This is a genomic window from Kitasatospora sp. Ki12 (assembly GCF_054601375.1).
On the sequence record NZ_BAAIHT010000003.1, the window covers coordinates 84,071 to 104,290 of the forward strand.

The following is a 20,220-nucleotide window of genomic DNA, read 5'->3' on the forward strand; positions in this document are numbered from 1 at the left end:
ACGGCGCCTCGGCTGCGGTGCCCTGGGGCGCTCCCCCCGGGTCTCGACGGTTCAGTCGCTACGGCTCCGGCTACGGCTTCCGCTACGGCTCCGGCTTCCGCTACGGCTTCGGCTTCCGCGCCTCGATCAGGAACCGTGCCGAGTGGGCCACGAACGGCCCCTCGGCACGGATCCGCGCGTCCAGCTCGCGCAGCCGGTCGAGGTGCGCGGTCACGGTGAAGCCCGGGACCATCCAGATCACCTTGCGCAGGAAGTACACCACCGCGCCGATGTCGCGGAACTCCATCCGCAGCCGCTCGGAGCGCAGGTCGACCACCTCCAGCCCCGCCTCCCGGGCCTCGGCGCTCTCGACATCGGGGCGGCGGCCCTCCCGGGCCTCCGGCAGCGGACCGAGGAAGTACTCGACCAGCTCGAACACAGAGGCCGGTCCCACGTGCTGGGCGAAGTAGCTGCCGCCGGGCCGCAGCACCCGGGCGATCTCCGTCCACCACGCCCGTACCGGGTGCCGGCTGCTGACGAGTTCGAAGGCCTCGTCGGCGAACGGCAGCGGCGGCTCGTCCTGGTCCGCCACGACCAGTGCGCCCAGCGGGTGGAGCAGCCGCGTCGCGCGGGCGAGGTTCGGCGGCCAGGACTCGGTGGCCGCCACCACGGGCGGGAGCCAACCCCGCGGCTCCGCCAGCCGCAGGGCACCGGCCAGCACCTCGCCGCCGCCGGTCTGGATGTCCAGGGCCGACGCCACCGTGGCCAGCCGCTCGGACAGCAACCGCTGGTAGCCCCAGGACGGGCGTTCCTCGGTGGCCCGGCCGTCCAGCCAGGAGAAGTCCCAGCCGTCCACGGACACGGCCTCGGCCTCGGCGATCAGCTCTTCGAAGGTGCGCATGCCCGCATCATCCCGGCGGCGGCACCGTACGGCCACCGGATTCCGTGCCGCGTGGGAGGCCGGCGGGCGCCGTGCCGGGCCCGTGGCGCAGCACCAGCCCGGCCCTCAGCTCCGTGCTCCCGGCGGCCCGGCGGCCCGGCGGCCCGTCGCAGCTCGCCCTGGAACCAGGAGACGACGTCCCGGTCCCACCAGGACCCTTGGGGCATTTCGACCGGCTGCTCCACCCGTCCGCCCTCCCCTGGGCTCTCCTGGTTCCCGGCTGCCGGCTCTCGGCTTTCCGGCTGCCCGGCTGCCCGGCCGCCCGGCCGCCCGGCCGCCCGGCTCGACGATGCGACCGGTGGATTCCCGCCCCCTCGCCCGTGGGCTCCGCGAGGATAGCGGCATGACGAGCTCCCCGATCGCCCGGTTCTACGACGACTTCGCGGCCGGCTACCACCTCCTCTACGCCGACTGGGAAGCCTCCGTCGCCCGTCAGGGCGCCGCGCTGGACGCCCTGATCCGCGACCGGCTCGGTGACCGGCCCCGTGACCGCACGGATGACCGGGCCGGTGACCGGCTCCCCGACCGCCCCGGCGACGGCGCCACCGAGGTACTGGACTGCGCCTGCGGTATCGGCACCCAGGCGATCGGGCTCGCCGGGCTCGGACACCGGGTCACCGGTACCGACCTCAGCCCCGTGGCCGCCGGCCGCGCCGCCGTCGAGGCTGTCCAGCGCGGGCTCCACCTCGCCACCGCGGCCGCCGACATGCGGCAACTGCCCTTTCCGGACGGCCGCTTCGACGTCGTCGTGTGCGCCGACAACGCGCTGCCCCACCTCCTCACCCCCGAGGACGTACTGGCCGCCCTCGGCGAAATGCGCCGCGTCCTGCGCCCGGGCGGCCTGCTGCTGCTCACCACCCGCCCGTACGACGAGCTGCGCCGCAGCCGGCCGTCCGCCACCCCGCCGCAGACCACCGAACGGGACGGGCGACGGTCCGTCGTCTTCCAGCTCTGGCAGTGGCACGAGGACGGCGAGCGGTACGACCTGGAGCTGTTCCAGATGCGGCCGGACGACGCCGGGCAGTGGCAGGTCGACGTCCACCGCTCCACCTACTGGGCCATCACCCAGGCCCAGTTGACCGCCTTCGCCGTGGAGGCGGGCTTCTCCGGGACCGAGTGGAAGCTGCCCGCCGACACCGGGTTCTTCCAGCCCGTCCTGATCGCCCGCGTGCCCTGAGTCCTGCGGGACCGGGCCGCCCCCGCCGGCCCGCCCGGCCGCGCTCGCGCTGTCCTGTCCGTTCCTGCCACATCGGCTACGTCCAGCCGGACACCCTTCCGCTGTACGAACTGTTCGGCGCGGGGGTCCTGGAGCGCGTGCGGGACGGACGGCCGCGGGGCCGGTGATAAATCGGTTGCGAACCGACCACGCGCTGTGAAAGCGTACGAACAACCGTGCAGGACCAGCGCGTTCAGGAAGGGAGGCCCGCCATGACCAGCGGCATACCATCGGCAGCTGTGCCGGGCCTCGTGCTCGGTGACACCCCGGCTCGCGCTTCGACGCGTGAGCCGCACCCGGCCTGACGTCCTCCGGTAATCCGGCCTGTTGTTCCGGCGACGCCACCGCTCGGCGCAGCTGCTGCTCACCTCCTCGTCGAAGTGCTCTTCGTGCCCCCCGCACGTTCGACCACGAGGAGCCCCGGTGTCCGACACCCACCGGCCCATCACCACCGCCCCGTTCGCTCTCTCCGCCCTGCCCGCCACCTGGCACAGCGAGAACGGCACGCCCCCACCACGCCGTCTGATCGCCGCCGACGACTCCCTGCGCGCCGAGGCCGCCTACCGGCTCGCCTGCGAGGGCACCGCCCTGCTCTGGCAGGGCGCCTACCCCGACGCGCTCCGCCTCCTGCACGCCATGCGCCGCCGCGCCGAGCGGCCCCGACCCCGATCCGTCCCCGACTCCCCGGCCGAGGCCTTCCGCAGGCACCGCCGCGAGCGCGCCCGCCAGGCGCGTGTCCTCGGCATGCTGTTGGTGCCGCTCGACACGGACCACCGCGTCAGGCTCGACCGGGCACCCGACGTCCGCGAGGCCGGTCTGGCAGCCTACGGACCGCTCCTTGACAACAGAATCGTGTCCCTGCGCGAGCTCCTCGGGGTGATCGGCGCCCACCAGTGGCGCGTCCGGGGCGTCGAGGTCCCCGCACTCGGCGCCCGCATCCACCCCCACTACGGGGTCTTCGCCCCGGTCCGCGGCGAGTACGTCGACCTCGTCGCCAGGGCACCGCTGCCACCGGCCGCCCTCACCCACCCCACCGCCCACGACCTCGGCACCGGCACCGGCGTGCTCGCCGCCGTCCTCGCCCGGCGCGGCCTCCGCCGGGTCCTGGCCACCGACACCAACCCCAGGGCGCTCGCCTGCGCCCGCGACAACGCCCGCCGACTGGGTGTCGCCGACCGCATCGAGACCGCCGGTACCACCCTCTACCCACCGGGCGCCGACCGGACCGCCCTGGTCGTCTGCAATCCCCCGTGGCTCCCCGGCCGGCCCGCCTCCACCCTCGACCAGGGCGTGTACGACCGGGACAACCGGATGCTCCACGGCTTCCTCGACGGCCTGGCCGACCGTTTGCTGCCCGGCGGCGAGGGCTGGCTCATCCTCTCCGACCTGGCCGAACACCTCGGGCTGCGCACCCGCGCCGACCTCCTCTGCGCGGTCTCCCGGGCCGGCCTGCGCGTCACCGGCCGCCTCGACACCAGGCCCCGTCACCCACGGGCCACCGCCACCGACCGATCGAACCCCCTCCACCACGCCCGCGCCGGCGAGGTCACCTCGCTCTGGCGGCTCGCGCCCGCGTAGCACCCCGCCACCCGCCGCACACACCGCGGAGCCGACCGTCCCACCTGTGGGCGCACGCCCCGCGGGACCCAGCCCGGTCCGGCACCTCGCTTCCCCGGGCAGCTCCGCGCCAACGTACCTAGCCTGGTGGTAGGAGGCGATGGACATGCTTGGAGACGCACCCCTGATAGCCATCATCCCAGCTGCCGATCTGGCCCGCGCGAAGGCGTTCTACACCGACACCCTCGGCCTGAAGCTCACCGACGAGAAGCCCCAGGAGCTCACCTTCCAATGCGGTAGCACTGAGTTCGGCGTCTATGAGACACCCAGCGGCGGCCAGGCCGCCCACACGCTCGCCAGCTTCAAGGTCGCCGACCTCGACAGCGAGATGGAAGCGCTACGCAGCCGCGGCGTCACGTTCGAGGACTACGACTTCCCCGGCCTGACGACCGTGAACGGCATCGCCGAGGCCGACGGCATGCGCGCCGCCTGGTTCAAGGACAGCGAAGGCAACATCCTCTGCGTGAACGAACGCACCACCACGTGACACCCGCCCGCCCTCACCGACATCGCGGCGACCGCGTCCCGCCCGGGCCCACCGACCCGGGCGGGAGGCGGTCAGCAGAAGACCCCGCCCATCGCTGAGCCTGACCCGTCTGACCGGACGTTCCCGGAGAGCCCGGACGTTCCCGGCGTTCCCGGCGGGCCCGGAGAGCCCGCCCTGGTCAGTACAGGCGCTCGGCCTCGGCCGCGCGGGCCCGGAGGGCGGCGGCCTGCTCGTGCTCGCCACGGGCTTCGAGGATCTCCGCCCGGTACTCCATGGCGTACGCGTCGCCCAGGTCCCCGGCGATGGTGAAGGCGCGGAGGGCCTCTGCGGTGAAGCCGCGCTCGCCGAAGGCGACTCCGACCGCGGTGATCGGGAAGGCCTGGTCCTGGGCGTAGATCCGTGGCACCCAGCGCTCGATCGTCGGCCGGTCGTCCTGCTCGAAGGCCAGCCTGACCAGGCCCAGCATGGCGTCGACATCGCCGCGGGTGGCGACCTGCTCCCAGACGAGCCGGGCCTGGTGCCGGTTCCCGGCCGTCTGGTGCAGCGTGCCGAGGTTGAAGCCGGCGACGACGTTCCCGGCCTCCCAGGACCTGGTGTACCAGTGCAGCGCTCCGGCCTGGTCACCCTCCGCGTGCAACGCCGCCCCGTAGTTGGCCATCGCCACCGGCAGGCCCCGCTCGGCGTCTGCCCGGACGGCCGCCAACGACTCCGGGGTGACCCGCCCGTCGGCGTCGAGTTCGATCTCGGCTCCAGGGGCCGCCGCGTCATCGGTCCCCTCGTCCGGCGAGCCGGACGGCGGCCCTACGAGCGGACCGCGGTCCTTGCTCCTGGTGAGGTGAAGGCGGCGAAATATCATGCCGGCGATCTTGCCAGAGCTGCCGGCCGGCCAAGTGACCTGGATGGTTCCTGGAACACGGCACGTCTCACCGTCTGCTCGCAGCACCTGTCGCCGGCAGACGGTGCCCGGGCGCCGGGCTTGTTCACCTCCGTGGCCCGGGCCCCGGGCCGTCCGGAACCGTCGGCGGACGCGTTCACCCGGTCGAGCGCTGGGCGCGGCGGAAGTCGCCCGGGGTACGGCCGGTCTCACGCGTGAAGAACTTGCCGAAGTTGGTGGCCTCGGTGAAGCCGAGCGCACGGCCGATCGCGGCCACCGGCAGGTCCGTGTGGGCGAGCAGCCGCTGCGCCTGCAGGGCGACCCGGGCGTCGGCGAGTTGCTTGGCGGTGCGGCCGGTGACGGTCAGGCAGGCGCGGGTCAGGGTTCGCGGGGAGTAGCCGAGCAGCGCGGCGTAGTCCTCGACGGAGCGGGTGGCCGTGTAGGAGCGCTCCAGCTCGCGCCGGAAGGCGAGGTGGAGCGCCGAGCCGGGAGTGGCCGGGGCGGGGCGGCCCGACGGGTCCGGAAGGCGCGCCATGCGGATCAGCAGTGCGCCGAGGAGCTGGCGCAGCAAGGCCGTGGTCAGCTCCGCGTCGACGGGCGGGGCCGGACCGGTGGTCCGTTCGTCGCGCAGCGTCCGGTATTCGGTGGCCAGTTCGGTCAGGGCGCGGTCGAAGGCGTCGAACTCCTCGGGTGGCAGTGGCCGTGAGACGGGGCCGAAGGCGTCGAGCACGTCGCGGGTCATGGGCAGTGGCGGAGGGAAGTGCCCGGTGAACAGGAGCAGGACGGCGTCGAGGTCGGCGGGGTGGCCGTTCACGTCGGTCGGCAGGCGCTGCACCTGGCCGGGCCGCAGGTGCAGAAGCGTGCCGGGCGTGCACGGGTGCGCGGCGAAATCGACCATCGCGGTGCCCTCGCCGCCGCGCACCAGCATGAGTTGGTGGAAGTCCAGACGGCTCGGCCGGCGGGCGACCGAGCTCTTCAGACGCCGCTTCAGCGCGCTGTAGGTCAGCACCTCGATCCCGGCGTGGTGCCGGTCGGGGTTGTCGTAGGCGATGTCGATGACATCCCGCTGTCCATTTTCGACCATGTCAGGTCCGGACCTTACCTCGTCCGGCAGACGGCCGCCGGGCCATCGTGGAGTCACGGCCGGACGGCCGGTGCCCGCACCGGGCGCCGCGCCGGAAGGCCGGTCCGGTCACCTCCGTCTCGTGAATTGAGGACCCGTCACATGTCTCCCGTGTCTCCTGTTTCTCCTGTCGTCACCGATCCCGCCGAGCTGCCGGTCCTGTTCCAGGACGCCCTGAACGCCGGGGACGTCGACGGCGTGCTGGCCCTGTTCGCCCCCGGCGCGGGCATGCGCACGGTCACGGGCGAGCAGATCACCGGCTCCGAGGCGCTGCGCGCGGAGATCGGCGGGACCGTCACCGCCCGCGGCAGGCTGACGAACGTCTCTCGGCTCGCCCTGGTCGGCGCGGACACCGCCCTCCTGGTCACCGACTGGACCCTGGAGGTCGACGGACCCGGCGGGGGCCGGCTCGCTCCGACCGGCACCACCGCCAACGTCGCCCGCCGTGGCGCCGACGGCGGCTGGCGCTTCACCCTGCTCAACCCGCTCGGCACCGCCTGAGTCGGCACCGCCTGAGTCCGCGGTGGGCGGGTCCGCCCGCCGCGGGGGCCCGCCGTAGCATGACCCGACTGCGCGTGGAACGAGGACAGGGGCGGGGAATGGCCGGGAACGGCGGACTGTGGCTGATGATGATCGCGGGCGTCGGCGTGTTGGTCGCCGCGGCACGCAGCACCGTCGGGCACGTCCGTGCCCGCAAGGGTACGAAGGTCCTCGGCCGTGTGCTCGGCTGCTCCCGGGAGCCCGCGGGCAGGGGCCGGTCCGCCTGGCGGGGAGCCGTCCGCTTCCACGACCCGGAGGGCGGGGACTGGCGCGAGGCACAGGTGTACCTCGCGCGGCCCTGCCCGCCGGGCAGCGAGGTGGTGCTCTGCTACCCGCCGGACCGTCCGGACCGGGTCCGGGTGTTCGCCGGGATGGTGAACTGGAAGACGCCGGTCCTGGGGTCCCTCGTCGGCACGGTCTTCATCCTCGTCCCCCTGCTCATCATGACCGGGGTGATCCCCACCTCGCCGGTTCCCCCGCGCTGACGGACCGGGCGGGTCTCAGCCCACCAGGTGGTCGGCGAGGAAGGCGACGCTGCGGGCGACCAGCGGTTCGATGTCGGCGCCGACGAAGATGTGGTCCGCACCGGGGACGGTGACCAGTTCGACGCTGGTGTGGGGCCGGAGGAGGTCCGCGAGGAGTTCGCTCTGGCTGTGCGGGACGACCTGGTCCGCCGTGCCGTGGATGATCAGGAAGGGCGGGCCGGCGTGGTCCGCGTAGGTGCTGGGGCTGGCGGCGCGGACCAGCTCGGGCCGTTCGTCGGGTTCCCCGCCGATCAGGGCGGTCATCGGGTTGCCGATCGGGGGCAGGGCCAGGACGGCGGGGAACGCGGCGGCGGCCGACACGAGGTCGGCGGGGCCGTACCAGTCGACGACCGCGCGGAGGGAACCGCTGTCGGCGGCGGTGACGCCCTCCTGGCCGTCGAGGCCGATGCCGTCCGTGGTCACGGGCGGGGCGAGTGCGGCGAGTACGGCGAGGTGGGCGCCGGCCGACTCTCCCCAGAGGGCGAGGCGAGCCGGGTCGAGGCCGAGGTCGTCGGCGAAGTGGCGCAGGTAACGGATCGCGGCGCGGACGTCGTGGAGCTGCGCGGGGAAGGTGGCTTCGAGGCTGTGCCGGTAGTCGATGGTGGCCACGGCGAGGCCCGCGTCGGTGAGGGAGCCGAAGAGGAGTTCGGCGGGGAGGGTGGGCGGCGGGTAGCGGCGGTCGCCGTCGGCCCAGCCGCCGCCGTGGATCCAGACGACGACGGGCCACGGCCCCCCGGTGGCGGGCAGGTGGAGGTCGAGCAGGCGGGGGCGGTAGCCGGGGGTCCTGGCGTAGGTGACGCCTTCGTGGCGGCGGACACCGTTCGCGGCGACCGCGGGCGCCAGCGGCGGCAGGAGCGGGGCCCCGGCCTGGACCGCGGATTCGTCGGACATCGGGTCTCTCCTCATCTGACGTGGGGCCTCTTCAGGGTTTCTCGGATCGTCGCTCCCCGCTCGGAGGGAGGCGGCATCGAGGGCAGGCGTGTCGTACCTTCCCGGACACCGCGCCGGGCACCGTGCCGACGCCGTGCGGGCCGCGGCCCCGGACGCTGCGCCGGACACCATGCCGACACCGCACCGGACGCCGCCGATCAGAGGGCGGCCCACGGGAGGACGCCGCGGCGCGCGATGCGGCCGAGCCAGCGGGCGGAGGGCTTGGGGACGCGGAGGAAGGTCGTGGGGTCGACGGCGATCAGGCCGAAGGTGGGGCGGTAGGAGCCCCATTCATAGGTGTCGAGGGCGCTCCGGTGCAGGTAGCCACGGATGTCGAGGCCGTCGGCGAGCGCCTGCGCCAGGTCGTCCAGCGCGTGGCGGGCGTAGGAGACACGGCGGTCGTCGTCGCGGGTGGCGATGCCGTTCTCGGTGACGATGATCGGGACGTCGCCGACCACGTCGGCGGTGTGGCGCAGCGCCTCGCCCAGCGCTCCCGGGTAGAACTCCCAACCGGTGAGGGTGCGTTCGGCCTCCTCGGGTACGGGGAGCGGGCCGTCGTGGCCGATGCGGGTACGGGTGTAGGCCTGGACGCCGATCCAGTCGTCGGCTCGGGCGGCCTCCAGGAAGACGTCCTCGCGCGGTCGGCGGTAGGCGTCCGCGACGGTCTCCGCCCCCGGAACGGCTTGGTAGACCTGGTTGGCCACCGACCAGCCGACCTGGATCTCCGGCGAGATCGCCTTCACCGCGAGGACGGCGGCCCGATGGGCCTCGATGAGTGCGGCGACCAGGTCCGGATCGGGCAGCGGCAGCCCGGGCGGCGGATGCTCGCCCCAGGTGGCGGTGGGTGATCCGAGGGCGGCGAGGATGTTGGGTTCGTTGATGGTGCACACGTGCCGCACGCCCTCGCCGATGACCGGGGCGGTCGCGGCCACGTAGCGGGCGAAGCGCTCGGCGGCGTCCGGGGCCAGCCAGCCGCCGCGTTCGGCGAACCAGCGCGGCAAGGTGAAGTGGTGCAGGGTGACCATCGGCCGCAGTCCCCGTTCCAGCGCCCCCTCGACCATGCGGCGGTAGTGGGCGAGGGCGGCCCGGGAGAAGTGGCCCGCCGCGGGCTCGATGCGCGCCCACTCGATGCTGAACCGGTAGTCGGTGAAGCCGAGTTCGGCGAGCAGGTCCATGTCGACGGGCCAGCGGTGGTAGCTGTCGGCGGCGTCACCGCTGGGCTCGGCGGGTGAGCCGTCGCGGTGTTCCAGCTGCCACCAGTCGCTGTTGGTGTTGCCGCCCTCGGTCTGGTGGGCGGAGGTGGAGGCTCCGAAGAGGAATTCGTCCGGGAACGGCATGCCTGCGGCGTTGGCGAACATGAGAGGGCCTTTCGGGGGGCGAGGGAGGGCGTTGGGGCCCGGTCAGCGGCGTGCGGTCCGTGGCGCGTCGCTCAGCGCACGCGGCGGATCGGCCCGATGCACAGGGCTCCGGCGACCGCGCTGAGAGCCGCGACGGCGAAGAGCGCGCGGAAGCCGAAGGCGGGCACGACGGCGAGGGCGATCAGCGGGGCGGCGATCTGCGGAGCGGTGTTGGCGAGGTTGAGGATGCCGAGGTCCTTGGCGCGGTGCGCGTGGTCGGGCAGGACCTCGGCCATCAGGGCTTGGTCGACGGCGATGTAGGCGCCGTAGCCGAGACCGCCGACGGCCATGAAGGCGTAGTACGCCCACAGCGACGGGGCGAGGGCCAGGGGCAGCACCGCAGCGCCCATGATCAGCGAGGCGGCGATCACGAGGGCCTTGCGCCGTCCCCACCGGTCGGAGAGCGGGCCGGAGACCGCGATGGCGGCGACGGAGGCGATCGCGGTGACGAGGCCCCCCGTGGCGATCGCCCGCCCGGCGGCCGGGGTGTCCAGGTGCAGGTAGTCGGTGAGGGTGTAGAGCTGGTACAGCAGCACGATCGCCAGACTCAGGATGCCGAGGAAACGGCCGACCAGGGCCCGGGCGAAGTCCGCGTCGGCCGGTGGCAGGAGGGATCGCAGGAAGCGTGCCGGGGAGAACCGCTCCCGGGGCTGGTCCCGGTTGGAGCGTTCGGGGGCGAGGGCGAAGACCAGGACGGCGGCCGCGGCGAGGGTCCACGGCAGCCAGCGCAGCCCGGAGGCAGGGACGGCGAGGAAGAAGCCGGCCACCACACCGCCGAGGCTCTGCGCGAGGAGTTGGCCGGCGCCGACGTACGAGGACGCCTTGCCCAGGTCGGCCCGGCCGACCCGGTCCGGGAGGATCGCGATCAGTGGGCCGAGGAAGGCGTTCAGCGCGATCTGGAACACCAGCCATTCCGCCACCAGCGCGGCGAACCCGTGGGCGAGCGACATCGCGCCGAGCGATGCGGCCGCGACGAGGCCACCGCCGAGGATCCACGGGTTCCGACGGCCGAAGCGGGAGCGGGTGTAGTCGGAGAGCGTGCCGAACACGATGTTGGCGAGCATCGCGGCCACGGCTCCGATGCCGCTCAGGGCGGCGTAGTCGGCGAGTTTCGCGTGGTCGTCGAGCCGGGAGAGCAGGGCCTGGATCAGGGTCGCGCCGGCGGCGGCCGGCAGCAGCCAGCCGAAGTGCGCCAGGAGCAGGACGGGCCCGAGGCGGTGGATCCGCGAGGGCTGTGACGCCTCCGAGGTGATCCTCGTGGCTTCGAGCACGACCGTAGGGGCTGACAGGGGGAGATCGGACATCGCCAGGCTCCTTCACTGCGCTGGTGATGGGGGGTGCGGGGCGGGTGTGTGGGCACCGCCCGGTCCTGCCACCGTACGATCCAAAACTTAGCGAAGCAAGGTTTTCAAAGAACAGGCCCTAGAGTGATCGGGTGACTACACGCGGCCGCCGGGGCCCCTACGCGAAGAGCGCGGCGAAACGACAGCTGATCCTCGATGCCGCGCTGGCGGCCTACGCGGAGGCAGGCACCCGGGGCGTGTCGGTGAAGGACATCGCCGAGCGGGCGGGGCTGACGGACGCGGGCGTGCTGCACCACTTCGGCAGCCGCGAGGCCCTGCTCACCGCCGTCCTCGAAGCCCGGGACATCGCCGCCGCCGAACGCTACGGCAGCGACCGTGAGGCGCTCTGGAACCCGGAGATGCTGACGGACAACGCCGCCACGCCGGGCCTGGTCAAGCTCTTCGTGGACCTGGCGGCGGCGGCCGCCGAGCCGGAGCACCCGGCGCACGAGTTCTTCACCGAGCGGTACCGGATCCTGCGGCAACGCCTGTCCGATGCGATCACGGCCGAGGCGTCCGCCTCCGAGGCGATGACGTCCGACGCGTCCACGGCGGGCCGAGCCGCGACCGAACCCGCGCCGGCCGGACCGGACGACCGTGCCGACTGGGCGGCCCGCATCCTGCTCGCCGCCACGGACGGCCTGCAACTCCAGTGGCTCCTCGACCCCTCGATCGACATGGCCGCCGACCTCGCCCGGCTCCGCGACGCGCTGCTGCCGGTCCTCGGCGGTCCGACCGCTCCTGGCGGCGGTTTCTAGCGGTCGTTGCAACACGTAGTCGGTTTGGTCAGGCTGCGATGAGTTTATGCAGGCGCTCGGCTGGGGTGTCCCAGCCGAGCGTTTTGCGTGGGCGGCCGTTGAGTTCGGCGGCGACGAAGGCCAGGTGCTCCGGGTCGTGGACCGCGAGGTCGGTGCCTTTGGGGAAGTACTGTCGCAGCAGGCCGTTGGTGTTCTCGTTCGAGCCGCGCTGCCAGGGGCTGGCCGGGTCGCAGAAGTAGACCGGGATGCCGGTGGCGACGGTGAACGAGCCGTGGGCGGCCATCTCGCTGCCTTGGTCCCAGGTCAGCGAGCGCACCAGATGGGCGGGCAGCGTCTGGACGGTCTCGACGAGGGCGTCGCGCACGTGCTCGGCCGTGCGGCCGTTGGGCAGGTGCAGGAGCATCACGTAGCGGGTGGCCCGCTCGACGAGCGTGCCGATCGCGGAGGCGCCGTCCTTGCCGATGATCAGGTCGCCTTCCCAGTGGCCGGGAACCGCCCGGTCCTCGGCCTCGGCCGGGCGTTCGCTGATCATGACCATCGGGGTGGCGAACCTGGGCTGGCGGCAGGCAGCCTGCCGGTGCGGCTTGCGCCGGGCCCGGCCCGAGCGCAGGGCGGCGGCCAGCTCACGGCGCAGTTCGCCCCGTCCTTGGACGTAGAGGGCCTGGTAGACCGTCTCGTGGACCACGTGCATCTCCGGCCGCTCGGGAAAGGTGTCCCGCAGAGCCTGGCAGATCTGCTCCGGACTCCACTTCTTGTCCAGGCGGTGCTGGATGAACTCCCGCAGTTCCGGGTTCTGCCCGATCTTGGCGGGCTTGGGCCGTGGCCGGCGGGCGTCCGCACGGGCCTGGGCCGCGTGCGGTCGGTACTGACCGTTGCCCGGGTGGCGGTTGCGGCGGATCTCGCGGCTGATCGTGGACGGGCTGCGGCCCAGCTCCGCGGCGATCGCCCGCACGGTCGCCTTCTCGCGCAGCCGATCGGTGATATGGATCCGCTCGTCCTCCCGGAGGTAGCGGGAAGGACCAGACAGTGCGACGGGCGGCGGAGCCGTGATCGGCAGTGCTCCCCCGTCACTGCCGGACGGGGCGCGGCCGTTACGCCACCGCCGCCCCGTCCGGGAGTTGATCCCAACGATCCGACACGCTTCCTTGTTGCTCGCGCCTTGCTCCACGAGCTGAAGGTACGCACGCCGTTCCTCCGCCAGCGCCCGGCAGCCCTGATTCACAGACCGGTCTCGAATCTCAAAATCCATCGCTACCCCTTGAGCTGGGGTGTTGCGACGATCCCTAGAACCTAAGGGCGAGGGCGGGCCGCCCGCGCAGCCGTGAGCCGTCGTCCTGATCGCCGGTGCTCGGAAGGGGCCGATCCGGTCCCGAGCGCGCAGACCGTCCGGACGTGATCACCCAGGTCCGGCCGCGATACGCTCGCCCCCGGCACGAGACGGAGGAATGGCGATGAGCACGCACGAGCGGTGGACGCGGCTGCTGGAGATCCTGGGCGAGCAGGGCCGGATCGAGGTCGCGGAGGCCGCGGAGCTGCTGGGCGTCTCCCTGGCCACGGTCCGCCGCGACATGGAGGAGCTGGCCCGCCAGCAGCTGCTCACCCGCACGCGGGGTGGCGCGGTGCTGAGCGGAGTCGCGTACGATCTTCCGCTGCGCTACAAGACCGCGCGTCAGGCGGACGAGAAGCACCGGATCGCCCGGGCCGCGGCGGGCCTGGTCCGGCCGGGGGCGGTGGTCGGCCTGAACGGCGGCACGACGACGTCGGAGGTCGCCCGCGAGCTCGCCACCCGGGCCGACCTCGCCGACCACCCCCACGGCACCGCGCTGACCGTGGTCACCAACGCCATCAACATCGCCCATGAGCTGGCCGTCCGGCCCTATGTGAAGACCGTGGTCACCGGTGGCGTGGCCCGGCCCAGCTCGTACGAACTGACCGGGCCACTGGCCACCACGCTGCTCCAGGGGCTCTCGCTGGACTACGCGATCCTCGGGGTGAACGCGTTCGACCCGAAGTACGGCGCCACCGCCCACGACGAGGGCGAGGCCAGCGCAAACCGGGCGATGGCCGAGCGGGCGGAGAAGGTGATCGTGGTCGCCGACTCCACCAAGCTCGGCCACCGGGCCTTCGCCCAGGTCTGCGCCACCAGCGAGATCGCGGTCCTGGTCACCGACAAGGGCGCCCCGGACGAGCTGGTCGAGCAGCTCGGCGGGCAGGGCGTCGAGGTCCTGCGCGCCTAGGGCGCGAAGCTCCGCGGGCACGGCGGGGCCCGGGCACCGCCCTCAGAAGGTGTGCACGGCGCCGCCCCGGCGGGATGCCCTGAGCACGTCGAGGAGCCGGGCGACCTCGGCGGCGACGGCCGAGCGTCCGGCTCCGAGGTAGCGGCGGGTGTCGACGAGGCGCGGGTCGCCGGTGAGCGCCTCGCGCACGGCGGTGGTGAGGACCTGGTTGAGGTGGGTGGCGATGTTGACCTTGGTCATGCCGGCCTCCACGGCGGCGGTGAGGTCCTCGTCGGCGACGCCGGAGGAGCCGTGCAGGACCAGCGGGACGGGAACGGCGGCCCGCAGGGAGCCGATCAGCTCGAAGTCGAGTGCCGCGTCGCGGGTGAGCATGGCGTGTGAGGTGCCGACGGCGACGGCGAGGGCGTCGACCCCCGTCGCGGCGGTGAAGGCGGCCGCCTCGGCCGGGTCGGTGCGGGCGCCGGGGGCGTGCACGCCGTCCTTGCCGCCGACCTCGCCGAGTTCGGCCTCCACCCACACCCCGGCCTCGTGGCAGTGGGCGACGACCTCGGCGGTGGTCCGGACGTTCTCCGCGTAGGGGAGCACGGAGGCGTCGAACATGACCGAGGAGAAGCCCAGTTCGACGGCCTGGTGGACCAGGTCCGCGGAGGTGGCGTGGTCCAGGTGGACGGCGACCGGCACCCGGGCGGACTCGGCGACGGCGAGGACCGCGGCGCCGATCGGGCCGAGTCCGCCGTGGTAGCGGACGGCGTTCTCGCTGAGCTGGAGGATCACCGGTGCCCCGGCGGCCTCGGCGCCCGCGACGATGGCCTGGGCGTGTTCGAGCTGGATGACGTTGAACGCGCCGACGCCGCGTCCGTCCTTGCTGGCGGCGGTGACGATCCGCCCGGTGCCGGTCAGGGGCATGGGGATTCTCCAGTGCGTGCGGGGAGGTGCTCGGCGGCCACGCGGCCGAGCAGACGGCGGTGGACGGCGGGGTCGAAGTCGCCGGCCAGGGGCGCGGCGACGGCGGCGGCGGACAGGGCCACGGCCTGGGTTAGCCGCTCGGGCCACGGTGTTCCGGCGACCAGGCCCAGGGCGAGGGCGGCGACCGCCGCGTCACCGGCGCCGGTGGGGTTGCCGGCGATCGCCTCGGGCGGGCGGGCGGCCCAACTGCCCTGCGGCGTGCAGGCGATGAGTCCGGCCGGACCGAGGGAGGCGACCACGGCCCGGGCGCCCGCCGCGCGCAGCGCCTCGGCACCCGCGCGGGGATCGTCGGTGCCGCTGACCGCGGCGAGCTCGTGGGCGTTGGGCTTGACGACGGCGGGTGCCTCGGCGAGGGCGGCGCGCAGGGCTTCGCCGTCGGCGTCGAGGAGGGCGGGCACACGGCGGGCACGGGCCAGACGGATCAGGACGGCGTAGGCATCGGTGGGGATGCCACCGGGGAGGCTGCCGGAGAGCACGACGGCCTCGGCCCGGGTGACCAGTTCGTCGTACCGGTCGAGGAAGAGCGCCCATTCGGCCACGGTGACCACCGGCCCGGGTTCCAGCAGGACGGTGGTGTCGCCCTGTTCCTCGTCCACGACGGCCACCGTCCGGCGGCTCTCGCCCGCGATCGGGACCAGTCGATCGGCGATCCCGGCCCCGGCGAGTTCCGCTCGCAGGGCCGCGCCGGTCGGTCCGCCGACCAGGCCGGTGACGACGGTGTCGTGGCCGAGGGTGTGCAGGACCCGGGAGACGTTGACGCCCTTGCCGCCGGCCCGCGCTGCCGTCTCACGCACCCGGTTGCTCGCGTGCGGGCGGAGCCGGTCGAGCCGGTAGGTGACGTCGAGCGCGGCGTTCAGCGTGACGGTCAGGATCATCCGTCGACCCCGTACCCGGTCTGACGACGTATCGGGTGGCTCCGCCGAGCCCTGGTCGCGGGCCTCCGGGCCCCGTCGAGGTCCTGGGCGAGCAGGGCGGCCCCGAGGCATCCGGCCTGGTGCCCGAGTTCCGCCGGGACGATCGGCGGCGCCGTCCGGAAGGTCGAGCGTTCGGCCAGGGCGGCCCGCAGCGGGTCGAAGTACGGGGCTCCGGCGCGGGCCAGGCCGCCTCCGACGACGATGCGCTCGGGGTCGAGGAGGGTGACGGCGGCGATCAGGCCGTCGGCGAGTGCGTCGACGGCCTCGCGCCACACCGCGGCCGCGACGGCGTCACCGGATTCGGCGCGCCGTCGGACGTCCTCGGCGCTGACGCCGACCGCCCCGGTGGCGGCGCCGTAGCGGCGGGCGATGGCCGAGGCCGAGGCGACGGTCTCCAGGCAGCCGCGGCCGCCGCAGGGGCACCGCTCCCCTTCGGGCCGCACCGTGAGGTGGCCGAGCTCTCCGGCGCTGCCCCGGCCGGTCAGGACCTCTCCGTCGAGCACGATCGCCGAGGCGATGCCGGTGCCGACCGGGACGAACAGGAAGGAGCCACAGCCCCGGCCCGCTCCGAGCCGGGCTTCGGCCAGCCCGCCGGCGCGGACGTCGTGGCCGAAGGCGACCGGGAGTTCCAGCGCCTCCTCCAGCCAGTCGCGCACGGGCACCTGCCGCCAGCCGAGGTTGGCGGCGAACACGGACGTTCCCGACGCCTCGTCGACGATGCCCGGCACCGCGATGCCCGCCGCCGTCGGCGCGTACCGCCCGGCCAGGTCGACGGCGCAGGCCAGGACGGTGTCCAGGACGGCGTCCGGACCGCGTTCGGCGCGGGTGAGCCGGCGCTCGCCGTGGATCAGGGAGCCGTCCTCGGCCAGCACGCCCGCCTTGATCTGGGTGCCGCCGACGTCGAGTGCGATGACCGTCATGTCACACCGCCGTTCGTGCCGTCTCCTAGCCCGGTCACGATGCGGTCAGGATGATCGAGCGGGTCAGGTTGCGCGGCCGGTCGGGGTCCAGGCCGCGGGCGGTGGCGAGGTCCACGGCGAGGCGCTGGGCGCGGACCAGGTCGGCCAGCGGGTCCAGCGGCGAGACCGAGGCGGCGGCTCCGGTCGCGAGGACCTGCTCCAGCAGGCCCGCTGGCGGCTCGCCGAAGAACCACACGACGCCGCCGGGCCCGCTGACGCTGATCGGACCGTGCCGGTACTCCATCGCCGGGTAGGACTCGGTCCAACTGCCGGAGGCCTCACGGAGCTTGAGCGCGGCCTCGTTGGCCAGGCCGACCGTCCAGCCGGTGCCGAGGAAGGTGAACTGCAGCGCCTCGGTGGCGCCTTCGGGCAGCGGGTCGAGCAGGGCACGCTCGGCCTGCTCGGGCAGATCGGCCGGGACGGCCCCGAGGTGGGCGCGCAGCAGGACGAGGGCCGTGGTGGCGAAGCGGGTCTGCACGACGGACTTCTCGTCGGCGAACCCCAGGTCGACCACCGTGGTGGCGGCGGCGCTGATCGGTGTGGCCGGGGCGCCGGTGAGGGCCGTCGTCGGGGTGCCGGCGGCCCGGGTGAGCGCGGCGAGCACCTCGGTCGTGGTGCCGGAGCGGCTGATCGCCAGGACCCGGTCGTAGCCGCGGTCGACGGGGAACTCGGAGGCGGCGAAGGCGTCGGTCTCCCCCAGGGCCGCACCCTCGCGCAGCGCGGCGTAGGCCTGGGCGATGTACAGCGACGTTCCGCAGCCCAGCACGGCCACGCGCTCACCGGGCTCGGGCAGCCCGGGCGGGGCAAGGTCCAGCGCACGGCGCCAGCACTGCGGCTGGCTGGCGATCTCGTCGGCGACGTGGGTCACGGTGTCCTCCTGCAAGGGGGGTTGAAGGCGTTCGCGGCGGTTCGCGCGGTTCGCGCGGTTCGCGGCGGCCCGCAGCACGCGAATGATTGAAGCTGATTCGTTTATAGTCCTTGCGCGCAAGATTGCGCAAGAACGCGCAGAAATCCCGCCCTTCGTGACCGCCGGGGAACGGACGGTCACGAAGGGCGGGCAGGGAAGGCCGGTCAGGCCGGGAGGGCCGGGCAGGCCGGTCGGCCCGAGGTCAAGCCCCGGGCGGGGCGCTGAACGGAGCGGCCCAGGTCTGGTTGGTCTGGATCGCGTCGGGAGCGGCGCCGCAGCCGTAGAGGTCGACCGGGGTTCCGTTGGTCGTCGTCGTACCGGCGTGGACGTCGAGGCACTGGGTGGTGCCGGCGAGCTTGAGGTTGCCGTCCCGGTTGTACGTCCAGCTCTGGTAGCCGGGCGCCGAGCCGCAGGGAGCGACCCCGACCCACTGGCCCGACTGGCCGTTGATGACACCGGTGGAGGCGGAACTCCGCGCGGTCAGGCAGAGGTTGGAGGTGCCGGTCTGGAGGAGCCGGATCGAACCGTCGGCGTTCAGCTGCCACTGCTGGTTGGAGCCGCCGGAACAGGGGTAGACGTCGACGGCGGTGTCGACCGTACGGGACTGGTAGTTGTCCAGGCAGAGCGAGGCCTTGCCCCAGTTGTTGCGCGAGACGGTGATCTGGCCGCGCGGGGTGAAGCCGCCGCCGCTCGGCGGGGCGATCCTGAGCATCGCGCTGTCGTGCGAACCGACGGTGAGCGCGACGGTGCCGGCCGAGCTGCTGGTGCTGTGCGCCCACAGGTCACGGACGGTGAAGCCGCCGCCCGCCGGGGCGAAGCCGATGGCGTTCAGGTCGAGCGTGTAGTTCGCGGCGGAGGCACCCTTGTTGAGCACCACCACGGCCCGGCTGCCGTCCACGAGCGGCTTGACCACGACGTCGATGCCGCTGCTCACCGCGGGTGTGCCGTCGGCGTTGGCGCCGCCACCCGAGACGCGGTAACCGCCGGCGCCCAGCGGGTCCTGGTCGACGGCGATGACCTCGTTGTTGCCGAGGATCGCGACGGAGGCCTTCAGGTGGTCGGCCTCGGCCGGGTGCGCGGCGAGGTAGGCCGGTTCGAACTTGCGGGCGTCCGTGGAGATCACCAGCGGCGCGGCGAGCGCCGAGAACAGCGACATCTGGCTGCGCTCCTCGGCGGTGGTCATGCCGTTGTCGCCGATCAGCAGCATGTCGGCGTCGTTCCAGTTGCCGGGGCCCTGGTAGCGGCTGAGCTCCAGGGTGGAGTCGAAGCTCTGGTACGCGCCGAAGTTGTACGAGGACTGGACGCCCAGCGGCTGGTTCCACGGATCGGTGGCGCCGTTGTCCCGGTCGTTGAAGATGTCCGGGCCGACCCGCCACAGCTGGCCGAGCGGGCGCACCCAGTTCATCGCGGCGAACTTGCCCGGGCCGTTGGTCAGGCCGGCCGGGGCGGAGATGTTGAACGTGACGTTCGGCGTCGGCCTGCCGCCGTTGACGGCGTCGGTGACGGCGGTGTCCAGCGCGTTCGACATCCGGGTGTCGAGGGTCCGGATCGGCTCCGCGGTACCGCAGTTGTCGTACTTGAGCGTGTCGACGCCCCAGCTGACGAAGGAGTCGGCGTCGGCTTGCTCGTGGTACTCGCTGCCGTTGGCGAGGTTGGGCGAGGTCGGGGCGACGGTCGAGCAGGTGTGGGTGCCGGAGGTCTCGTAGATGCCGAACCTGGCGCCCAGGCTGTGCAGGTAGTCGCCGTAGGCAGTCAGCTCGTAGTCGAAACCGGGCTGCTTGGCGGTGTCGCGGACGTCGGTCCGGGAGCCCCAGTTGAGCCCGCCGTGCAGGTAGCCGGAGCTGTTGCGGTACATCCAGCAGTCGTCGACGGTGACGGTCTGGTAGCCGGCCGCGATCAGGCCGGCGTCCGACAGGCCCTTGGCGTTGTCCTCCATGTACTGCTGGAAGGAGTAGCCGCTCTGCGGGGAGCCGTCGAGCGGGGCCTGCGGCCGGCACTCGGTACGGGCCCAGTTGTTGAAGCCCATCGGCGGGGTGGCGGCGATCGGCCCGTTCGGCGAGGCGACGGACGAGTGGTTGGCGGCCGCCTGGTTCACGCCGTCGTTCGCCCGGGCCGCGGGAGCCGTGAGGACGGAGCCGGTGACGGCCAGCGCGGCGCTGAGCAGCAGGGGCGCGGCCCGGTTCAGGATGCGTTTGGTCATGGTGGGGTCTCTTCCGCATCTGATTGAATCTGATCTGATCACCGATTGATCAAGCATCTTCAATCACGTGCGGCACAGCTTCGTGCGCACCGGCAGCGGCCGTCAAGGGTTCTGTCGACCACCCGGCATCCCGACATCTCGACCGCAACGCTTCGATAACGCCGACTGGTCCTCGCGGACCCGAGCATGCACACTGCCACCAAGCCGACGTTCATTCATGCGCGAAGCGCTCGGTATCACTCATCAACGCGCATCAGAGAACACGCATCAGAGATCACCCGCGCCGCGCCCCACCCAGCGCCGCGCCCA

The 20,220-nt window shown here is 73.3% G+C and carries 19 protein-coding genes; 7 read left to right on the forward strand and 12 right to left on the reverse strand.

The genetic code is table 11. The features are described from left to right. Positions 1-100: 100 nt before the first annotated feature. Positions 101-880 carry a methyltransferase domain-containing protein gene (locus tag ACYP53_RS31165; protein WP_459649903.1) on the reverse strand — a complete coding sequence of 260 codons (780 nt, stop codon included), beginning with the start codon at positions 878-880 and terminating at the stop codon, positions 101-103. A gap of 382 nt (positions 881-1,262) precedes the next feature. Here ACYP53_RS31165 and ACYP53_RS31170 point away from each other — a divergent pair, with 382 nt between their 5' ends. The 3 genes from ACYP53_RS31170 (at position 1,263) to ACYP53_RS31180 (ending at position 4,239) form a co-directional block, all read left to right on the forward strand. Then, positions 1,263-2,096, forward strand: a complete 834-nt coding sequence (locus tag ACYP53_RS31170) for a class I SAM-dependent methyltransferase (RefSeq protein WP_459649904.1) — start codon at positions 1,263-1,265, stop codon at positions 2,094-2,096. Between the two features lie 462 nt (positions 2,097-2,558). Next, positions 2,559-3,713 carry a methyltransferase gene (locus ACYP53_RS31175; protein WP_459649905.1) on the forward strand — a complete coding sequence of 385 codons (1,155 nt, stop codon included), beginning with the start codon at positions 2,559-2,561 and terminating at the stop codon, positions 3,711-3,713. Positions 3,714-3,852: 139 nt separating this feature from the next. Further along, positions 3,853-4,239, forward strand: a complete 387-nt coding sequence (locus tag ACYP53_RS31180; protein WP_229929311.1) for a VOC family protein — start codon at positions 3,853-3,855, stop codon at positions 4,237-4,239. A 178-nt stretch (positions 4,240-4,417) separates the two neighbouring features. Here ACYP53_RS31180 and ACYP53_RS31185 read toward each other — a convergent pair whose 3' ends face one another. Further along, complete coding sequence (locus ACYP53_RS31185; RefSeq protein WP_189926682.1) at positions 4,418-5,095, reverse strand: SEL1-like repeat protein; 678 nt, start codon at positions 5,093-5,095, stop codon at positions 4,418-4,420. Between the two features lie 175 nt (positions 5,096-5,270). After that, a complete protein-coding gene (locus ACYP53_RS31190) occupies positions 5,271-6,197 on the reverse strand; it encodes an AraC family transcriptional regulator (RefSeq protein WP_459649906.1) in 927 nt (308 codons plus the stop codon). A 141-nt stretch (positions 6,198-6,338) separates the two neighbouring features. On the opposite strand from ACYP53_RS31190, the gene ACYP53_RS31195 reads away from it, so the two are divergent. Beyond that, positions 6,339-6,737, forward strand: coding sequence for a YybH family protein (locus ACYP53_RS31195; protein WP_189926686.1), 399 nt, complete (start codon positions 6,339-6,341; stop codon positions 6,735-6,737). Positions 6,738-6,835: 98 nt separating this feature from the next. Then, a complete protein-coding gene (locus ACYP53_RS31200; protein WP_189926688.1) occupies positions 6,836-7,261 on the forward strand; it encodes a DUF3592 domain-containing protein in 426 nt (141 codons plus the stop codon). Positions 7,262-7,276: 15 nt separating this feature from the next. Here the strand turns inward: ACYP53_RS31200 and ACYP53_RS31205 are convergent, their stop codons facing one another. The 3 genes from ACYP53_RS31205 to ACYP53_RS31215 form a co-directional block, all read right to left on the reverse strand. Then, a complete protein-coding gene (locus ACYP53_RS31205) occupies positions 7,277-8,191 on the reverse strand; it encodes an alpha/beta hydrolase fold domain-containing protein (protein ID WP_459649907.1) in 915 nt (304 codons plus the stop codon). Positions 8,192-8,388: 197 nt separating this feature from the next. Further along, positions 8,389-9,588 (reverse strand): glycoside hydrolase family 1 protein, encoded by a 1,200-nt coding sequence (locus tag ACYP53_RS31210; RefSeq protein WP_189926692.1) that lies wholly within the window; start codon positions 9,586-9,588, stop codon positions 8,389-8,391. 71 nt (positions 9,589-9,659) lie between these two features. Continuing rightward, a complete protein-coding gene (locus ACYP53_RS31215; RefSeq protein ID WP_459649908.1) occupies positions 9,660-10,931 on the reverse strand; it encodes an MFS transporter in 1,272 nt (423 codons plus the stop codon). A 131-nt stretch (positions 10,932-11,062) separates the two neighbouring features. Here ACYP53_RS31215 and ACYP53_RS31220 point away from each other — a divergent pair, with 131 nt between their 5' ends. Further along, entirely contained in the window at positions 11,063-11,728 is a 666-nt protein-coding gene (locus ACYP53_RS31220) for a TetR family transcriptional regulator (protein WP_459649909.1), read from the forward strand. 28 nt (positions 11,729-11,756) lie between these two features. Here ACYP53_RS31220 and ACYP53_RS31225 read toward each other — a convergent pair whose 3' ends face one another. After that, positions 11,757-12,977 carry an IS30 family transposase gene (locus ACYP53_RS31225; RefSeq protein ID WP_459649910.1) on the reverse strand — a complete coding sequence of 407 codons (1,221 nt, stop codon included), beginning with the start codon at positions 12,975-12,977 and terminating at the stop codon, positions 11,757-11,759. 202 nt (positions 12,978-13,179) lie between these two features. Here ACYP53_RS31225 and ACYP53_RS31230 point away from each other — a divergent pair, with 202 nt between their 5' ends. Continuing rightward, positions 13,180-13,965, forward strand: a complete 786-nt coding sequence (locus ACYP53_RS31230) for a DeoR/GlpR family DNA-binding transcription regulator (protein ID WP_189926698.1) — start codon at positions 13,180-13,182, stop codon at positions 13,963-13,965. Between the two features lie 42 nt (positions 13,966-14,007). Here the strand turns inward: ACYP53_RS31230 and ACYP53_RS31235 are convergent, their stop codons facing one another. The 5 genes from ACYP53_RS31235 to ACYP53_RS31255 all read right to left on the reverse strand — a co-directional run bounded on the left by ACYP53_RS31235 (position 14,008) and on the right by ACYP53_RS31255 (position 19,911). After that, on the reverse strand, positions 14,008-14,871 hold the full coding sequence (locus ACYP53_RS31235) for a class II fructose-bisphosphate aldolase (RefSeq protein ID WP_459649911.1): 864 nt from the start codon (positions 14,869-14,871) through the stop codon (positions 14,008-14,010). After that, positions 14,862-15,806 carry a 1-phosphofructokinase family hexose kinase gene (locus ACYP53_RS31240; RefSeq protein ID WP_459649912.1) on the reverse strand — a complete coding sequence of 315 codons (945 nt, stop codon included), beginning with the start codon at positions 15,804-15,806 and terminating at the stop codon, positions 14,862-14,864. Before ACYP53_RS31240 ends, ACYP53_RS31235 begins: the two co-directional genes overlap by 10 nt. Beyond that, on the reverse strand, positions 15,803-16,765 hold the full coding sequence (locus ACYP53_RS31245; protein WP_459649913.1) for an ROK family protein: 963 nt from the start codon (positions 16,763-16,765) through the stop codon (positions 15,803-15,805). Before ACYP53_RS31245 ends, ACYP53_RS31240 begins: the two co-directional genes overlap by 4 nt. A gap of 34 nt (positions 16,766-16,799) precedes the next feature. Continuing rightward, entirely contained in the window at positions 16,800-17,672 is an 873-nt protein-coding gene (locus ACYP53_RS31250) for an SIS domain-containing protein (protein WP_459649914.1), read from the reverse strand. A 241-nt stretch (positions 17,673-17,913) separates the two neighbouring features. After that, positions 17,914-19,911 (reverse strand): ricin-type beta-trefoil lectin domain protein, encoded by a 1,998-nt coding sequence (locus ACYP53_RS31255; protein ID WP_459649915.1) that lies wholly within the window; start codon positions 19,909-19,911, stop codon positions 17,914-17,916. Positions 19,912-20,220 lie beyond the last annotated feature (309 nt).

Bases quoted from the DNA above. Each gene is read 5' to 3' on its own strand.
- ACYP53_RS31165 (WP_459649903.1), bottom strand. From the start codon at position 880: ATGCGCACCTTCGAAGAGCTGATCGCCGAGGCCGAGGCCGTGTCCGTG.
- ACYP53_RS31170 (WP_459649904.1), top strand. From the start codon at position 1,263: ATGACGAGCTCCCCGATCGCCCGGTTCTACGACGACTTCGCGGCCGGC.
- ACYP53_RS31180 (WP_229929311.1), top strand. From the start codon at position 3,853: ATGGACATGCTTGGAGACGCACCCCTGATAGCCATCATCCCAGCTGCC.
- ACYP53_RS31185 (WP_189926682.1), bottom strand. From the start codon at position 5,095: ATGATATTTCGCCGCCTTCACCTCACCAGGAGCAAGGACCGCGGTCCG.
- ACYP53_RS31190 (WP_459649906.1), bottom strand. From the start codon at position 6,197: ATGGTCGAAAATGGACAGCGGGATGTCATCGACATCGCCTACGACAAC.
- ACYP53_RS31195 (WP_189926686.1), top strand. From the start codon at position 6,339: ATGTCTCCCGTGTCTCCTGTTTCTCCTGTCGTCACCGATCCCGCCGAG.
- ACYP53_RS31200 (WP_189926688.1), top strand. From the start codon at position 6,836: ATGGCCGGGAACGGCGGACTGTGGCTGATGATGATCGCGGGCGTCGGC.
- ACYP53_RS31205 (WP_459649907.1), bottom strand. From the start codon at position 8,191: ATGTCCGACGAATCCGCGGTCCAGGCCGGGGCCCCGCTCCTGCCGCCG.
- ACYP53_RS31210 (WP_189926692.1), bottom strand. From the start codon at position 9,588: ATGTTCGCCAACGCCGCAGGCATGCCGTTCCCGGACGAATTCCTCTTC.
- ACYP53_RS31215 (WP_459649908.1), bottom strand. From the start codon at position 10,931: ATGTCCGATCTCCCCCTGTCAGCCCCTACGGTCGTGCTCGAAGCCACG.
- ACYP53_RS31225 (WP_459649910.1), bottom strand. From the start codon at position 12,977: ATGGATTTTGAGATTCGAGACCGGTCTGTGAATCAGGGCTGCCGGGCG.
- ACYP53_RS31230 (WP_189926698.1), top strand. From the start codon at position 13,180: ATGAGCACGCACGAGCGGTGGACGCGGCTGCTGGAGATCCTGGGCGAG.
- ACYP53_RS31235 (WP_459649911.1), bottom strand. From the start codon at position 14,871: ATGCCCCTGACCGGCACCGGGCGGATCGTCACCGCCGCCAGCAAGGAC.
- ACYP53_RS31240 (WP_459649912.1), bottom strand. From the start codon at position 15,806: ATGATCCTGACCGTCACGCTGAACGCCGCGCTCGACGTCACCTACCGG.
- ACYP53_RS31245 (WP_459649913.1), bottom strand. From the start codon at position 16,765: ATGACGGTCATCGCACTCGACGTCGGCGGCACCCAGATCAAGGCGGGC.
- ACYP53_RS31255 (WP_459649915.1), bottom strand. From the start codon at position 19,911: ATGACCAAACGCATCCTGAACCGGGCCGCGCCCCTGCTGCTCAGCGCC.